11 protein-coding genes are annotated in these 16,227 nt (G+C 53.6%); 7 read left to right on the plus strand and 4 right to left on the minus strand.

The window, feature by feature from the left end; translation table 11 throughout:
- The first annotated feature begins 108 nt into the window (after positions 1 to 108).
- The 6 genes from OOT55_RS15150 to OOT55_RS15175 all read left to right on the plus strand — a co-directional run bounded on the left by OOT55_RS15150 (position 109) and on the right by OOT55_RS15175 (position 8,429).
- On the plus strand, positions 109 to 963 hold the full coding sequence (locus OOT55_RS15150) for a sugar phosphate isomerase/epimerase family protein (protein WP_265366682.1): 855 nt from the start codon (positions 109 to 111) through the stop codon (positions 961 to 963).
- A 36-nt stretch (positions 964 to 999) separates the two neighbouring features.
- Entirely contained in the window at positions 1,000 to 2,685 is a 1,686-nt protein-coding gene (locus OOT55_RS15155; protein ID WP_265366683.1) for a GMC oxidoreductase, read from the plus strand.
- The gene (locus tag OOT55_RS15160; protein WP_265366684.1) at positions 2,685 to 3,251 is read left to right on the plus strand and encodes a gluconate 2-dehydrogenase subunit 3 family protein; all 567 of its coding nucleotides are present in this window, start codon (positions 2,685 to 2,687) and stop codon (positions 3,249 to 3,251) included. The genes OOT55_RS15155 and OOT55_RS15160 overlap by 1 nt, the downstream gene beginning before the upstream one ends.
- A gap of 96 nt (positions 3,252 to 3,347) precedes the next feature.
- The gene (locus tag OOT55_RS15165) at positions 3,348 to 4,796 is read left to right on the plus strand and encodes a sulfatase (protein WP_265366685.1); all 1,449 of its coding nucleotides are present in this window, start codon (positions 3,348 to 3,350) and stop codon (positions 4,794 to 4,796) included.
- Positions 4,797 to 5,027: 231 nt separating this feature from the next.
- Positions 5,028 to 7,211 carry a tetratricopeptide repeat protein gene (locus OOT55_RS15170; RefSeq protein WP_265366686.1) on the plus strand — a complete coding sequence of 728 codons (2,184 nt, stop codon included), beginning with the start codon at positions 5,028 to 5,030 and terminating at the stop codon, positions 7,209 to 7,211.
- Between the two features lie 85 nt (positions 7,212 to 7,296).
- Positions 7,297 to 8,429, plus strand: a protein-coding gene (locus tag OOT55_RS15175) for an IS3 family transposase (protein WP_416140963.1) whose coding sequence is annotated in 2 segments (ribosomal slippage) — positions 7,297 to 7,552 and positions 7,552 to 8,429 — 1,134 coding nt in all. Because the reading frame shifts where the segments join, the coding sequence is not laid out codon by codon here.
- Positions 8,430 to 8,688: 259 nt separating this feature from the next.
- Here OOT55_RS15175 and OOT55_RS15180 read toward each other — a convergent pair.
- Both OOT55_RS15180 and OOT55_RS15185 read right to left on the minus strand, forming a co-directional pair.
- Positions 8,689 to 9,744, minus strand: coding sequence for an IS5 family transposase (locus OOT55_RS15180; protein WP_265368840.1), 1,056 nt, complete (start codon positions 9,742 to 9,744; stop codon positions 8,689 to 8,691).
- A gap of 424 nt (positions 9,745 to 10,168) precedes the next feature.
- The gene (locus tag OOT55_RS15185; protein WP_265366687.1) at positions 10,169 to 13,492 is read right to left on the minus strand and encodes a TonB-dependent receptor; all 3,324 of its coding nucleotides are present in this window, start codon (positions 13,490 to 13,492) and stop codon (positions 10,169 to 10,171) included.
- A gap of 157 nt (positions 13,493 to 13,649) precedes the next feature.
- Here OOT55_RS15185 and OOT55_RS15190 point away from each other — a divergent pair, with 157 nt between their 5' ends.
- Positions 13,650 to 14,339, plus strand: coding sequence for a hypothetical protein (locus tag OOT55_RS15190; RefSeq protein WP_265366688.1), 690 nt, complete (start codon positions 13,650 to 13,652; stop codon positions 14,337 to 14,339).
- Here the strand turns inward: OOT55_RS15190 and OOT55_RS15195 are convergent.
- Both OOT55_RS15195 and OOT55_RS15200 read right to left on the minus strand, forming a co-directional pair.
- The gene (locus OOT55_RS15195; protein ID WP_265366689.1) at positions 14,324 to 14,635 is read right to left on the minus strand and encodes a DUF4156 domain-containing protein; all 312 of its coding nucleotides are present in this window, start codon (positions 14,633 to 14,635) and stop codon (positions 14,324 to 14,326) included. The two genes, OOT55_RS15190 and OOT55_RS15195, sit on opposite strands and share 16 nt — an antisense overlap.
- A gap of 167 nt (positions 14,636 to 14,802) precedes the next feature.
- Entirely contained in the window at positions 14,803 to 16,227 is a 1,425-nt protein-coding gene (locus OOT55_RS15200; RefSeq protein WP_265366690.1) for a PepSY-associated TM helix domain-containing protein, read from the minus strand.

Raw genomic sequence — 16,227 nt, forward strand, 5'->3', positions numbered from 1 at the left:
CGGTCTGGTATCTGCCAAGCCGTTCTGAAACCGGTTGCGATGGTTGCGGCCGCGCTTCTAATGTCATCCAGCGTAAGCACCTTGGCCGAAGAGCCTGATTACGAGGGAGTGTCAGTTCAGCTGTGGTCAGTCAAAGAAGACGTGGCGGCGGATGTGCGGGCCACGCTAAAGTCACTGGCGGGGATGGGCTTTGACGGCGTTGAGTTGGCAGGTGATCTCGGTGACTTTTCCAATGATCCGAAAGGATTTAAGAACTATTTGGATCAATTGGGAATGACCATCAGCGCGGCCCATGTCGGGGTGGATCAGTTCAGCGAAGAGAATTTTGAAAAAACCATCGAGCTCTATCAGGCATTGGACGTTGATCAACTGATCGTTCCCATGGACGGACGGGCCTGGGACCCAGAGCAGGTCGATAGCCTGGTCGCTGATCTCAATCGCATTGCCGAGGCACTGGAGCCTTATGGCATGCAGACCGGTTATCACAATCACCATCGTGAGTTTGATGCCTATAAGGACAACACCTTCTTTGATTACATCGCGCGCAACACCCCGGACAATGTGCTATTGCAAGTGGATGTCGGTTGGGCCTACTTCGCCGGTCAGGATCCTGCCGAGATTCTGACTCGTTACCGGGACCGCATCAAAACCGTCCACTTCAAGGCCCAAATGACCCGCTATGCGGATATTCGTGAGCAGGCCGAGGAGGCAGCCAAAGAACACCCCTTCGGCGAGTTCGGCGTGATATTCCAGCACAACCAGGCCGCAGCGGACAACCATGACACCATCCAGCCGCTGATCGGGCAGGACCGGTTGGACTGGCCTTCCATTATTGAGGCATTGGACAGTGCGGAGAACCCCGTCTGGTTCGTCGTAGAGCAGGAAATCTACCCGAAAAAGATGGACCCGATGACGGCGGTTGAAGTCTCTATGAATGGCTTAAAAGCCGAGTTGGCAGAATAGCGAGCATTGCAATAATAACCAGAGTGAGAAGTACCCATGGCAGATAATCATTACGACGCAATTGTGGTCGGCTCCGGCATCAGCGGCGGCTGGGCCGCCAAAGAGCTGACCGAAAAGGGCCTGAAAGTGCTCCTGCTGGAGCGTGGCCGGAATATTGAACACGTGAAGGACTACACCAATGCCACCAAGGAGGTGTGGGACTACCCTCATCGCAATAAACCCACTCAGGAGATGATTGCAAAGTACCCGGTGCTGAGTCGGGACTACCCGTTGAACGAAGCGACCTATGGCATGTGGGCGGATGAGCAGAAGAACCCCTACGTAGAGGAAAAGCGCTTTGACTGGTATCGTGGCTATCACGTCGGTGGCCGGTCGTTGCTCTGGGGACGTCAGAGCTACCGTCACAGCCCCATTGATTTCGAAGCCAACGCCCGCGAAGGCGTGGCGATCGATTGGCCCATTCGCTATGACGATATCGCGCCCTGGTACGACTATGTAGAACGTTTTGCGGGCATCTCGGGGAGTCGCGATGGTCTCGATGTGTTGCCTGATGGGCAGTTCCTGCCGCCCATCCCGCTGAACTGCGTGGAGGAGGACGTCGCCAAGCGCCTGGAAAAGGCCTATGGCGGAACGCGGCACATGATCCACAGCCGGGTGGCCAACATTACTGAACCCAAGCCTGAACAGGGCCGGGTCAACTGCCAGTACCGCAACAAGTGCTGGCTGGGCTGTCCCTTCGGTGCCTACTTCAGCACCCAGTCCTCTACCCTGCCGGCGGCCATGAAAACCGGCAACCTGACCCTGCGGCCCTTCTCGCTGGTGAAGGAAATCATCTACGACAAGGACAAAAAGCGGGCCAAGGGCGTGGAGGTGATCGACACCGAAAACAACCAGACCTACGAGTACACCGCCGATGTGGTGTTCCTGAACGCCTCCACCTTCAACTCCACCTGGATTCTGATGAACTCCGCCCGGGATGTCTGGGACGGTGGTTTGGGCAGCAGCTCCGGCGAGCTGGGCCACAATGTGATGGATCATCACTTCCGTGTGGGCGCCGGCGGGATCGTTGAAGGCTTCGAAGACAAGTATTACTTTGGTCGCCGCCCGGCAGGCTTCTATGTACCGCGCTTCCGCAACGTGGGGAACGACAAGCGCGACTACCTGCGTGGGTTCGGTTACCAAGGCTCCGCCAGCCGCCAAGGTTGGGACCGCAATATCGCGGAACTTGACGTGGGCGCGGGCCTGAAGGATGCCCTCAGTGAGCCCGGCGCCTGGTCCATCGGGATGATCGGCTTTGGCGAGATTCTTCCCTATCACGACAATCGTATCTCACTCAATCATGAGGTGACCGATGCCTGGGGTCTGCCGGTGCTGGCGATGAACGTTGAGATCAAGGACAACGAGAAAAAGATGCGTAAGGACATGATCAATGATGCGGTGGAGATGCTGGAGACTGCCGGCCTCAAGCATGTTCAGCCCTTTGACTGGGGCTACGCACCGGGGCAGGGTATCCACGAAATGGGTACCGCCCGCATGGGCCGGGACCCGAAAACCTCGGTGCTCAACGCCCACAACCAGGTGTGGGACGCGCCCAACGTCTACGTCACCGACGGCGCCTGCATGACCTCCGCCTCCTGTGTGAACCCGTCCCTGACCTATATGGCGCTGACCGCCCGGGCCGTGGACCACGCGGTGAATGAACTGAAGAAGGGGAATCTGTGATGAATCGACGTGAACTCCTCAAACTGATCACCGCCGCCACCGGTACCGCCATGATCGGCAGTACCGGGGTCATCGCCGGCTGCGCCTCCAAAGAGGAGGCGGCCCCGAGCCTGAGCTTCACCGAACAGGACGTGTTCCTGCTCGATGAAGTGGCGGAAACCATCCTGCCGCGCACCGACACCCCGGGGGCCAAAGACGCCGAAGTGGGCCAGTTCATGACCGTGTTTGTCCGGGACTGCTACACCGAGGCCGAGCAGGCAATTTTCCACAGCGGTATGGATCAATTGAACGCCGCGGCCAACGAGCAGTACGGCCGCGACTTCATGAACCTGAGCGGCGAGCAGCGCACGGAGTTCATCCGGGCGCTGGATGCCGAGGCGAAAGCGGTGGCCGCCGCCGGCACCACCCCGCCGCACTACTTCACCATGATGAAGCAGCTGACCCTGTTCGGCTTCTTCACCTCCGAGGTGGGGGCCACCCAGGTGCTGCGCTACATCGCCATTCCGGGCCGCTACGATGGTTGCATGCCCTACGAGGAAGGCGATCGGGCCTGGGCGACCACCTGAATGTTATGTCTACGTCGTGAAAGTGGCCACTTATTATGGTGTGTATCTAGGCTTCACAGCCATCCAGTTGAATAAAATGCATAAGAGGATTTTAACATGTTGAGAAACGCAATACTGTATTTTGCAATAGTCTATGCAATTTCTGGCTGCTCCAGTGCAGCGTATACCTCAGGTTCGTCAGCAGATTTAGATAAGAAAAGTTCAGAAAAGCCAAATGTGGTTGTTATCTTTACCGATGATATGGGTTATGGAGACGCAGGATTCTCTGGTCACCCAACGATAGCCACCCCAAACCTAGATGAACTCGCCAATGAGGGGCAGAAGTGGACTAGTTTCTATGCGGCGGCCCCTGTTTGCACGCCTAGTCGAGCGGCATTGATGACGGGTAGGTTGCCAGTAAGAAGCGGTATGGCTTCATCAAAGCGACGTGTATTATTTCCAGATTCAAACGGAGGAATACCCCAAAGCGAAGTGACAATTGCTGAAGCTCTTAAATCATTGGGATATAAAACCGGAATGGTCGGTAAGTGGCATTTGGGGCACCTGCCAGAATACCTGCCAACAAATAACGGCTTTGACTCTTGGTATGGAATTCCATATTCGAATGATATGGATTTAAATATAGACCTTGTAAAACAGGTTAATGGAGAGGAGTGGGGATTTGATACTTGGCATAAAGGTGAGCATTGGGAGAACCCAAAACCTGAGTATTGGCAGGTTCCCCTTATGGTTGGTCAAAACATTGTTGAACGTGCTCCTGATCAAAACCTGCTGACAAAAAACTACACTGAGAAGGCAGTAGAATTTATTAGGAACAGTAAAGACGAGCCGTTCTTCTTGTATCTTGCGCATAGCTTGCCGCATGTTCCACTATTTGCTTCTGATGATTTTGATGGGGAAAGTAAAAGAGGACTGTATGGCGATGTTATCGAAGAGATAGATTGGTCTGTAGGTCAGGTTGTTAAAGCCCTAAAAGAAGAGGGCGTCGCTGAGAATACATTAGTGGTTTTTACATCTGATAATGGTCCATGGATGCTTTTTGATACGCAAGGAGGTAGTCCTGGGCTGCTTCGTGGTGAGAAAGGAGATACTTTTGAAGGGGGGATGAGAGTTCCAGCGGTGTTCTGGTGGCCGGGAAAAATACATTCTGGTGTCGTTATGGATATAGGAAGTACACTAGATCTGCTTCCTACAGTGGTTAGCCTTGCTGGGGGAAAACTGGATCATCAAACAGACGGTTATGATTTGTCTGAAGTTATTATGACCGGAAAAGGATCTGATAGAGATGAAATGTTTTACTATAGGGGGGATAAACTATTTGCTGTTCGCTCAGGGAAGTATAAGGCTCACTTTTTTACTCAGCCGGCATATGGTGAAGAAGGACCGGTAAAGCAGAATCCGCCACTACTATTTAATCTGGATGAAGATCCCTCAGAAAAATACAATATTGCGGACTCTCATCCCAATGTAATCAAAGAGATAGCTAAGTTGAAGAATGATCACGAAAGAAGTGTAGAGCCTGTTGAGAATCAGCTGGAAAAATAAACTTTTAGTTAAGTTTTAGATGCCGAAACAGCTATCAAGTTATCGCAGGGATGCGGTGAGCGGCACCCTGATAAGGTCGAGTGCTCGCGGACTGTCCAACTTGGTCTACGGGCACTCCATCGGGAATACCAGAGGTGCTGGATAACAATGTATAAGTTTATTGCTATATGCTTGGCCGTCTGTTTCAGCTTAATGGGGCCTGTTTCCTGGGCAAGTGGAGACGAGAGTTTCGTGGGCACGGAGGTCTGCGCCCAGTGTCACGGCAAGCAGCATCAAGCCTGGCAAGGCTCCCACCATGACTGGGCCATGAAACCCGCGACCCCGGAGTATGTGCTCGGGGACTTTGAAGATGTTCGCTTCAAGCACTACGGTGATAAAAGCCGCTTCTTCCGGCGCGATGACAAGTACTACGTGGAAACCGCCAATGCTGAAGGCGAGCAGGAAACCTTCGAAATCGCCTACACCTTCGGTTTTGAGCCCCTGCAACAATATCTGGTTGCCACCTCTGGCGGCCGGCTACAGGCACTGAGCCTGTCTTGGGATAGCCGCCCAGAGTCCGAGGGTGGGCAGCGTTGGTTTCATCTGTACCCTGATGAAGCTATTCCCCACGATGACGTTCTGCACTGGACCGGGCCTTACTTTAACTGGAACAGCCGCTGCGCCCACTGCCACTCCACCAACCTTGATAGAAACTACGACCCCCTGGAAGATCGCTACGACACCCAGTGGTCGGAAATCAATGTCGCCTGCGAGTCCTGCCATGGGCCGGGCGAGGAACACATCGAGTGGGCGAACAATCAAGAGACCGACGCCGATAACCGGGGGCTGGAGCGGTCCTTGAGCGCCATGGGGCGCTGGGTTATGGCGCAGGGCGACAGTACGGCACATCTTGAACAGGACGCCTCCCGGGGCCTTGACGGTCAGTTGTCGGCCTGCGGCAGCTGTCATTCCCGGCGTCAGCTGATTGATGATCCCGACCTGCCCGGCCATTTTCTGGACAAGCACCAGTTGGAGTTCCTGAGCCCACCGCAGTACCACGCCGACGGCCAGATCCGTGATGAGGTCTATGTGCTCGGCTCCTTCCTGCAAAGCAAAATGTATCAAGAGGGTGTGGTCTGCTCCAATTGCCATGAGCCCCACAGCCTCGAATTGCGCGCCGAGGGTAATGGCGTCTGTGCCCAGTGTCACAAGCCCTCGGTGTTTGACAATAAGCGGCACCACCATCACCCGGACGGCGCTGGCGCCCAGTGTGTCAGCTGCCATATGCCCGAAGAAACTTATATGGTGGTGGATCCGCGCCGCGACCACAGCCTGCGTATTCCGCGACCGGACCTTAGCGTCCAATTTGGAACCCCCAACGCCTGCAACCAGTGCCACAACGACCAGTCCGCAGAATGGGCGGCCGGTGCGGTCGATGAGTGGCTGGAGGCCTCAGGTAAATCGCTGCCAGCGCACTTCAGCGAGCAACTGGCGGCGGGCCTGACGGGAGCACAGAATGCCGAAGAACACCTCAGACAGCTTGCCGCCGACAAGGATGCCCCCGGTATAGCACGGGGCACAGCTCTCTCCCAATTGTCCGATATGTCCGGTGGTCACTCCCTACGGACCGTCCGGGCCAACCTGGACGATGATGACCCCCTGGTGCGCATTGGGGCGCTGAGGGCCATGACCATGCTCTCCGCCGAACACCGGATTGAGGATGTGTTTCCTCTGCTCACCGACCCGGTGAAAGCGGTACGAATTGAGGCAATCCGGCTATTGTACGAGGTGCGTCCTCAGGCCTTGACCCAGGCACAGCGAAAGACCTTAAGTGAGGCCGTAGAGGAGTATCTGGCGGTGTTGCAGCGTCACTCCGATACCTCCTCCGGGCAGTTCAATCTGGGTGTGTTTTACTTCGCACAAGGGAATTTCGATAAGGCGGAGCAAGCCTATCTCAGAGCCGTATCGCTCGACGCCCATAACCTGGCCGCCGTTATGAACCTGGCGGACCTGTACCGCGAGCGCAATCAGGACGCCAAGGGTGAGCCTTTGCTGCGAGCTGCGATAAAGGCCAGACCCGAAGAGCCTGATCCTCACCATGCGTTGGGACTGCTTCTGATTCGACAGAAACAGTATGACGAGGCCGAACAATACCTGGCACGCGCTGCGGAGCTGGCACCGAAGAACATCCGCTACGGATATATTCACGCGGTGGGCCTGATTTCGAAGAATAAAATCCGTGCCGGTCTGACGGTGCTCGCGGAATTGCATGAGCGTGAGCCCAAGAACCTGGAGGTGCTGTACGCCCTGGTGGATACGCACCGAAAGGCGGGGCACTGGCAGAAAGCGTTGGCGTATGCCGAATCGTTGCAAGCATTAGAGCCAGACAATGCACAATTCGAGCGGCTCGTTAAGTATCTAAAGCAAAACCTTTGATAGTTTTAATTTCTCAGTGAAGTGGACCCCAAATTTTGGACAGGTGCCTAAGCTCTGATTCATCATCTCCATAAGGAGGAGAATCATGAGCAAGAAACGCAAGCAATACAGCGCATCATTCAAGTCCAAAGTTGCCCTGGCTGCCCTCAAGGGTGACCAGACCACATCCGAAATTGCTGCCCGTTTCCAGATCCACCCCACCATGGTCAGCACCTGGAAGCGCGAGCTGCTGGAGAATGCACCGGGCCTCTTCAAAGGCAAGAAGAAGGCCGGCAAGCAATCCGATGAACCCAGCACAGACGAGCTGTACCGCGAGATTGGCCGACTGACGGTGGAACGCGATTTTTTGTCGCGCAAGCTCGATCAGTAAGCCGTCAACAGCGGTTGGCGATGATCGAGCGTGGTCATCCCCAAGTCAGTCTTTCGCGCCAGTGTGAGCTGCTCAAGCTGAGCCGCTCATCGGTGTACTACGTCCCTCGTGAGCAATGTCAGGAGGATTTGCATCTGATGTATCTGATTGATCAGCAGCACCTGGAAACGCCGTACTATGGCTCTCGCAAGATGCGGGTTCACTTGCAGCACCAAGGCTACCGCGTCAATCGGAAACGGGTGCAGCGGCTGATGCGCACCATGGGCATTCAGGCGGTGTATCCGCGCCCCAGAACCAGCATTCCGGGCGATGGGCACAAGGTGTACCCGTACCTGCTCACAGGGCTGAAAATCGACCGCCCCAACCAGGTGTGGGCAACAGATATTTCATATATCCCGCTGGCCCGGGGCTTCATGTATCTGGTTGCCATCATCGACTGGTACAGCCGCAAGGTGTTGTCCTGGCGAGTCTCCAACACCATGGACACAGACTTCTGTGTCGATGCCCTGGAGGAGGCTCTACAACGCCACGGAAAGCCGGAAATCTTCAATACTGATCAGGGTGCCCAGTTCACCAGTGAAGCCTTCACAGGCGTTCTCAAAGAGCATGGCATCCGGATCAGCATGGACGGCAAAGGCTGCTACCATGACAACATCTTTGTGGAACGGCTCTGGCGCAGCGTCAAACACGAGTGCGTCTACCTAACTGCCTTCGAGGATGGCCGACACTTGAAGCAGGCGCTCCACCGGTACTTCCGGCATTACAATCAGACCCGGTACCACCAAGCCCTTGATTACCAAACGCCCGATGAGGTGTACTACGGGCAACCCATAACCTTGGCAGCCTGAGCCAGGGAAACAACCGGATCATAGCTTAGGGACACCATCAGGTTGTCCAACTGACTGGGTCCACCTCACAGTGCCTAGCAGGCTGTTGAAAAAGCTGGTTTTCCTGATCGCTACAACCTTTCTACAAATCGAGCCTCAATAAAATTTATCTTGGTATTTCTCGATGCTTCAGCACCAATAATCTTCCTGCAGCAAGTCTTGTTCAAAATTTGATCAAAACACTCGTAAATGTCAGCTATCAAAGCCCTTAATTGCCCTTTCAGACAATCAACACCTTCAATCGGGTCAAATTATAGGCAGCCGCCGTAAAGCGGAAGACCCAAGAGACCTTGGCTCGCCCAACATGACGAAGTTTTCTCATCAGCCCTATATCTTTCATCCAGCCGAAGCACTCTTCAATTCGCTTGCGTTTGACTTGGCTGATTTTATAGCCCTCGGTGCCCGTCGTTCGTTTATCAATGCAGCTACGCAAGGACTTGGCAGCTACGTGTGGGGTAATGCCCAAGCCACGACTACCCTCAACAAATTCCAGGGTGTCGTAGCCTTTATCGGCACCTACGGTTCTTCCGGGACGTGTTCCCTGTTTTGCCAACATCGTGGTACCCGCATCCCACTCTCGGCTTGTGCCGGCTTCAGTGACTTCAGCCTCTACGATCAGTCCGTTTCGATTCTCCGTCAGGATGTGCCCCATGTGACACAGCTTTGACTCTTTCCCTTTGCCCTTGCGAAACAGCTTTGAGTCCGGATCTGTGCTTGATTGATGGGTCTCGTTGCTCCGCTTCTGGCCATGAAAGTTTTGACCATCACTGTCGTCGTCACCACCGTCATCTTTCGGCTTAAAAGATTTGACCGAGGCGCAGGCCTCCAGCAAGGTGCCATCCACGCTGAAATGATCTTTCGACATAAGCTGACGGGCGCTCGCTTGCCTCTTGATGGCATCGAAGAACAGCTCGTCGATCTCACTGGCAAGAAGGCGATCCCGGTTCTTTGAGAACACCGAGTGATTCCATACCTTGTCATCCATAGACAACCCAACAAACCAGCGGAACATCAGATCGTAGTCCAGGCGTTCCATCAGTTGACGCTCTGACCGGATCGTAAAGAATATCTGAAGAAGTAGTGCCCGAATCAACTGCTCTGGGGGGATCGACGGACGGCCAACAGCCGAATACATCTCAGAAAACGCAGGTTCAAGCTCGATCAACGCCTGATCGACTATTCCGCGCACCTTTCTGATGGGGTGCGACGTAGGAATTCGACTCTCCAGGTCAATATAGCTGAAAAGTGCCGCTTGAGTTTTGGATTGTCCCCGCATCGTCATTGCCCTTTGTAAACGGATGCGATATTTTCTCATAAATCGGGTTTTTCAACAGCCTGCTAGAACGCTGAACTATAGAAGCTTTGAATCCTGAGTGCTAACGATAACACTAAAATTGACACTCCGGGTTGCGTTATAAGCATTTTCGTAAGCTGGATTTTTCGAAAGCCTCGAGCTAGCTTTCATCGTTTCTGACTGAATTTCCCCTGGGTTCTCATTCTTATATCTTCGGTGTAATCTTAGCTGCTCTAGTTTTTTGAAAGTAAGTCCTACTATTTGAAAAATCTTCCATACTCTTTATCTGAAAATTCGAAAGGGAATTGGCTGGCGCCGATCAATGAATGCTGACCAAGAAACTAGATCCATAAAAAAGGCCGCCCGAAGGCGACCATAAAAAGCGTCTCTAATAAAGGGGACTGGCTTAAAACGTGTATCTAGCTCCGAGCTGGTAGCGAGCGCCTAGCTCTTCAAGAAACCACATTTGGCGGACTGACCGGCCATGCATCCTGATATTTTCTTCAGTTAAGTTTAACCCTTCAAAAGAGAGTGATAAATTGTCTGTTAGATCGTAACTTACATTCAGGTCCACTTGCGAATACTCCTCTGTATATTCTGGACTTCTGTAGCTCCCTCTGTTTGTGTTTGAGAGGAACTCGTCGCGCCAGTTGTAAGTAAGGCGTGCGGACAATCCGTAATTTTCATACATCAGTGCAAGGTTAGCGGTATCGCTTAGCCCAACAAGAGCGAACTGCGATGCGCTGGTTGAACCGGTGTCATCGAAGCCAATGTCACCTTTAACCATTGTGTAGTTGGCTTGAATTCCGAAACCAGAATCTCCGAAGAAGTGCTGAACAGCCCATTCAAAACCATAAATTTTCGCTTCCTTATTGTTCACGGGAATTGAAGTCAAGAACTCGTATTCTGGATCACTTTCATTTGGAACGATATCGTATTCGGTTGCGATTTGGGCCGCAAACTCACCTGATGGGTCGTAATCGTCAGCCCCGTTTGGAAAGTCCTGTGGATTATCTAAAACCGCTGTCATTACAAATAGTTCGGTTTCGTTGATAAAGCCATCATGATCATCTCTTGCGGCTAGTTCCTCGGCAGCTCGTTGAGCTCTGGGTCCGGCGGTAGCATCCCGTAGGCCAAAGTGGGGTTGACTGATTTGCTCATTACCTATGAAATTGGTAACCCTCTTCTCGTAGAAACCCAATGATACATAACTAGAGTCATCAAAATACCATTCGGCAGATAAGTCCAAATTATCTGACTCAAGTGGAACCAGTTCTGGATTAGAGGCAGAGGCTGTCGCTTGGATTCCAGTTAAAGTGGGGCCTGAAGGGTTTCCAATATTAACCGCTGACCGTAGTGCGTCGTAATTTGGACGGGCTATCGTTTTGCTGTAAGAAAAGCGTGCGATGAGATTGTTTACTATCTCAATGTCGAAGTCAAAGCTCGGTAGTAAGTGCTCGTATGAGGTTGATTTTGAAAAAGGCGTAATTGACGATTCTCTGTCTACGCGAAAATCATTGTTATCTGTCCATCGAATTTGTGAAGGTAATAACATAAAGGACGTCGACTTAACGTCAGTAGATTCATACCTCACGCCAGCCAGAATATTATATGGCATTTCTCCCAGGTCTTCTTGTAGCGAAAACTGAAAGTAAAAGGCATCGGTCTGCTCATCAACCTCATGGTTATCACTGAAACTCGGGTTTATGCCAAAGTCATGTCCATAGTGCTTGGCACCCCATTGGGATAGCGCTAAGGCATCACCGCGCCAACCTGAATTGCTCGCGTTAGATGTATCAAAATCTTCAAACTGACATGATATACAATAGGGGCTAAAAAGATCTTCGGGTAGTTCGCCAGGATTTGCAACACCGAAGTCTCCAAGGACCATATAGTTTTGTGACCACTTTTGACCCATAACGTTTGAACCAGATTCAATGCCAATGTTGAATTCCCCGTTGTCAAACTCAAGTGAACCATCTAGCTTGATTTGAGTTGTGTCCGTTACTTGAGAGCTATAGAACACTTCAGAAATCTGAGAACCCATGTCGGATTTGTCTAAGACCCCGTTGTTGTTACCTAGAGAGTCATCTATTTCAAATTGAAATGTCGGGAGAGTGCTGTTGTACATTGCACTGTGTGACGATACTACTGGTGCGCCGAAGAGAAATTGAACTCGACCTAAGCCCTCCGGGCCAGAAGGTAAACTTTCCATCGTAGAGTCATGAGCGTCAAGCGTTAGCTCAAGGGAGTCGGTTGCTTGCCAGTTTGTGTTGAAACCGAACGACTTGAGGGTATTTGTTTGATCATTATACATTTGTGTTGAGGGGGCAGGTTTGGTGTTTACAATGTCTTCGGATATAAAGACAGGCGTCGCAACTGGCTGGTCAGTGTCAAATTCGACACCATTCGATATTCTTGTAAACCAAACGGACTGACTCCCTTGCCAGTCTCGAAGTTTATTCTCGGCAAATGTATAATCGGTTGTGAAGGAAATATCATTTGAGGGTTGATATTGAAGGGTTATCTGTGCATTTATCCTCTCCCGCTTCCTGTCAGAAAATTGGTAGGCTAGGTTATTCGGTAGCCCATATAGTTGGCCTGGGGCGGGCTCATTAACAAGCTCTGACCCAGGTGTTAGCTCCATGGCCCCTGGATTCCCTTGAGGGATCCACTCGAAAATCCGCCAATCGGCGACATTTGCTGTCATCGCACCGCTGTGGCGTTTTTGGAAGCTTCCAGACACGGCTGCACCAAAGGTATCAGAACTGTCTGTCCAACTTACTAGGCCTGAGAGCTCCGGTGTGGCATCGTCACCAATGCGATTCGTTGTATCGTGTACTAATTTTCCACCCAAGCTTGCACTCAGCCCAGGGTTATCTAAGGGGCGGGCGGTTTTAATGTCGATCGTCGCGCCGATTCCGCCCGTTGTCAAGTTGGCTTTCCCGGTTTTGTACACTTCAATAGCGCTAACGCTTTCGGAGGCCAGGTTGGCGAAATTAAATGCGCGTGTTGTTCCTTGTGTGGTGCCATACGCATCGGCTGCAGGCATTTGGCGGCCATTCAGTGTAACCATATTGAAGCTTGCGCCGAAACCCCGAACAGTTACTCTGGCACCTTCACCGTTCTGTCGGTCTATTGAGACGCCAGTGATTCTCTGCAGGGATTCCGCCAAGTTGCTGTCCGGAAATTTACCCATATCTTCGGCGGAAATGGCATCAACCACACCGGAAGAGTCCCGCTTTACGTCCATTGCCCGCTCAAGTGAAGCGCGGACACCGGTGACCAGCACTTCCTCTAGTGCTCCTCCAGCGGAGTCCTGCGCAATGGCTTGGGCGCCAGCAAGCGAGGACATGGCCAGAACGACTGCACTGGATAGTTTATTTTTTTGTAGCATGGAATGATTCCCCTTAACGTCGTCTTCGGTTCGAATAAAGAGCTGGCCGTTGTTGCTGAACGAGAGCTTCAGGCCGGTTCCTTCAAGGAGATGAATGGCTGCGTCCACTAAAGGGTAGCGACCTTTCAATTCTGGGGTTTCGATGCCGACGACCTGGTCGTAGGGTACGATCACCGTCATGTTGGATTGCCGGGCAAACTCGGTCAGCGCGACGTCCGCTCTTTGTTTGGGAATGTTGAAGTGACTGGCAGCGCCCAGCGCAGGGCTTTCGGCCTGAGCCGAAGGAACCCAGAACAACATGGGTGAAAGCAGGGCGACAAAGTTCTTATTCAATTCAACATCTCCCTAACGGGACAGGCCCCGTTATCGAGTAGGACGAACGGAGAATTCTTTTCCTCCATACCTTTTTCAATTTGATTGCGAAAAGTGCCAAAAAAGGGTAAAACGCCAATATAGCGTATAACAAATCCGCAGTGTGTGCCGGGCGAGCATGTCAGGCACTAAAACAACGGTGATTCATAATAACGTGGATTTCTCTCGGCACAGAATAAAATCGGTTGTTGTTCATATCGCCATGGGGTTTCGTGCACCTACGCTAATGGTCAACGGGACCCTAAGCTGGCTTCGGCGGCCAGTGGTAATGGGTGCTCTTGCTCTCATCCTGGTCAGTTCGACCATACACTGTAAGGAAGTCAGCGAAACGGGGCTGGCGGCAGGGCTATCCATTATGTTGCCGGAATCCCTTGCGGTACACGAATATTACAGGAATGACGCTGACGAATTTCCGATTCTGATTGGTGAGATTGATGGTGAGCCTGCCTATTTCCTGGGTGCCGTCAGAGTGAAACGCTGGGAGCGAAGTAATGTCCTCTGGACCAAGTTGGAGACGGAGCTCCGCTACATAGATCCCTCAGACAACCTGTCGGTGATCGCCCGGGGTGGTTTTACTACGGATGGTGGCCAGGAAGTCAGATATCGAGGCTATCGGTTTCGACACAAAGAGGGGTTCCGGCGTCAGGTATATTTTCTGTTGCGGAGTGATACCCAAATTTACTGGTTAACCCTAACCGCTGTTGAAGGGGCAGACTTGGCAGTCGTTATTCCTTTGGCTCAGGCGCTGATCCGGCGCGCCCACCTTGTTGATGAGACGCGCCAGGATAGTTCTTACTGGCAGCGATAGATAGAGAATGTCTGGCGGCCATCTTCAGGCTCGCCTTGGGGTACGATGGTGTCGCCACCCAGGCGAATGGCTTCGTTCTTGCCCATGTTCAGCAGCTCGATCGCCACTTTCTCTTCGCTGCGGCTGATTGGTCCGATGCTGTCGGCGACGCTGACGTTGGTGTCGCTGAGTTTCTCGCAGCCGCGCACGTTGGCCTCTTTGCCGACGACGATGTCTTCGGCTTTCTCATCCACTTTCACCCAGGTACAGGCGCTGGCCAGGCTGGCCATCAGGATCAACAGGGATAATTTTTTCATGGAAGTGTCCTCTAGCAAAGGGTAAGTGTCCGTTTGGTGCCGGTGAGACCACGTGTTGGCGGGTTGGGTTCCGGCGTTGTAGGGCATCTTATACCAAAGCCTGAGGTGGCGTCACAAGCGACTGGGCCGCAACCCTGAGGATTGGCGGCCCGGTAAGATGGTGATGTTTAGTGGGTAGGTTGCCGCCAGGCCATCAGGCCCAGTGCCAGGGCGGCGAGCAGCAGGCCGGCGTTGATGCCTGGCGCCGCACCGGCGAAGGCATCGGCGCCGAAGCGCAGGGCGTGGCCCAGCGCCAGCAGCACCAGGCCGGCACTGGTCAGCCCCAGCAGCCAGCGCTTGGTGGGGGGATGCCGGTCGCGCCATTGCGCGAGGATCATGGTGGCCAGGATCACGCCCCAGAAAATCCATTTGGAAGGCCATTGGAGCAGCACCTGGGTAATGGCGCTGACGACAAACGCTAGGGGCGTGCCCCAGACAATGCCGGTCCAGAGGTTGTTCAGGGCATCCCGGTGTTTGCGTTTCGCCAACCAGATATTGATGCCACTGACTGATACCACGGTCAGCGCCAGGCCGAGCGCCACCCAGAGCAGTTTCACGCCCAGGCCGCCAAAGTGCCCAAAGTGGATGCGATAGACCGAGAATATCGCCTGCCGCCCGGGTTCACCGTCGCTGAAACCCACCTTGTTCAGGAAGTTGCCCGCGCCGTCGTAGTAAAACTGCTCGGCATAGATAAGCCGATCCGGATAGTGAGTGCCCACCAACAAATGTTCCTCGTCGGTATCCGGGTGCTCAACGGTGACGTAGATGGGACGGGTTCCATCCGGGGCGCGCTCTACGCTGTCCTGCAGGGCGCGAGCAATGCCCAGCGGGCCCTCGCGCTCGGGCAGGTTGTCCGGGTGGCCGCCGTACACGGTTTCAACCACCGCATCGGTATCACCGTCGTAAAAGGCTTCGGCCGCCACCCAACTGAGCATGGCGGCGAGACCGTAAAAGGCGCCGGTCACGGCAATCATGATGTAAAAGGGCAGCCCCCAGACGCTCAGTCGGTTGTGCAGGTCGGTCTGTTCCAGGCGCGCGTTGCCCTTGCGTCGGAAGTGAAAGGCATCCTTGAACAATCGTGGGTGGGCCAAGACACCGGAAACAATCAGGGCCAGCAGCATGGCGCCCAGTGTGCTAACCAGCACCATGCCCCAACTGCTCGGCAAGTGCAGGTACAGATGCAGGTCGGTCAGTATGTGAGTCCAGGGGTGTGCGGCGGGCGCCCCCAGGCTGCCGTCGGCATTGAGCACCCGCGCGCTGTGGTCGGACATCAATACCGTGCGGGGCATACCGGGGCGGGGCAGCAGGACGTAGGCGTGCTCGGTGGGCTCCTGGCCCTCCATGAAACGCTGGTAGGCGCTCTGGATGGCTTCGGGGTTTACCTCGGTGTACTCCGATACGGTCGGCGTCTCCCAGCGCTCGAACTCCGGATAGAGCACCGCCAGAGTGCCGGACAGGCACACCCAATACATCAGCGCGCCGATGGCGATGCCCATCCAGCTGTGGCTGGCCAGGGAGTTTTTTACCAGTTGGGGAGAAAGTCTGAAGGCCAT

Source organism: Marinimicrobium sp. C6131 (genome assembly GCF_026153455.1).
Classification (GTDB): Bacteria; Pseudomonadota; Gammaproteobacteria; order Pseudomonadales; family Cellvibrionaceae; genus Marinimicrobium.

Excerpts from the sequence above, each read along its gene's own strand:
- OOT55_RS15155 (WP_265366683.1), top strand. The coding sequence starts at position 1,000 with ATGGCAGATAATCATTACGACGCAATTGTGGTCGGCTCCGGCATCAGC.
- OOT55_RS15160 (WP_265366684.1), top strand. The coding sequence starts at position 2,685 with ATGAATCGACGTGAACTCCTCAAACTGATCACCGCCGCCACCGGTACC.
- OOT55_RS15165 (WP_265366685.1), top strand. The coding sequence starts at position 3,348 with ATGTTGAGAAACGCAATACTGTATTTTGCAATAGTCTATGCAATTTCT.
- OOT55_RS15180 (WP_265368840.1), bottom strand. The coding sequence starts at position 9,744 with ATGCGGGGACAATCCAAAACTCAAGCGGCACTTTTCAGCTATATTGAC.
- OOT55_RS15190 (WP_265366688.1), top strand. The coding sequence starts at position 13,650 with ATGTCAGGCACTAAAACAACGGTGATTCATAATAACGTGGATTTCTCT.
- OOT55_RS15195 (WP_265366689.1), bottom strand. The coding sequence starts at position 14,635 with ATGAAAAAATTATCCCTGTTGATCCTGATGGCCAGCCTGGCCAGCGCC.
- OOT55_RS15200 (WP_265366690.1), bottom strand. The coding sequence starts at position 16,227 with ATGGCCTTCAGACTTTCTCCCCAACTGGTAAAAAACTCCCTGGCCAGC.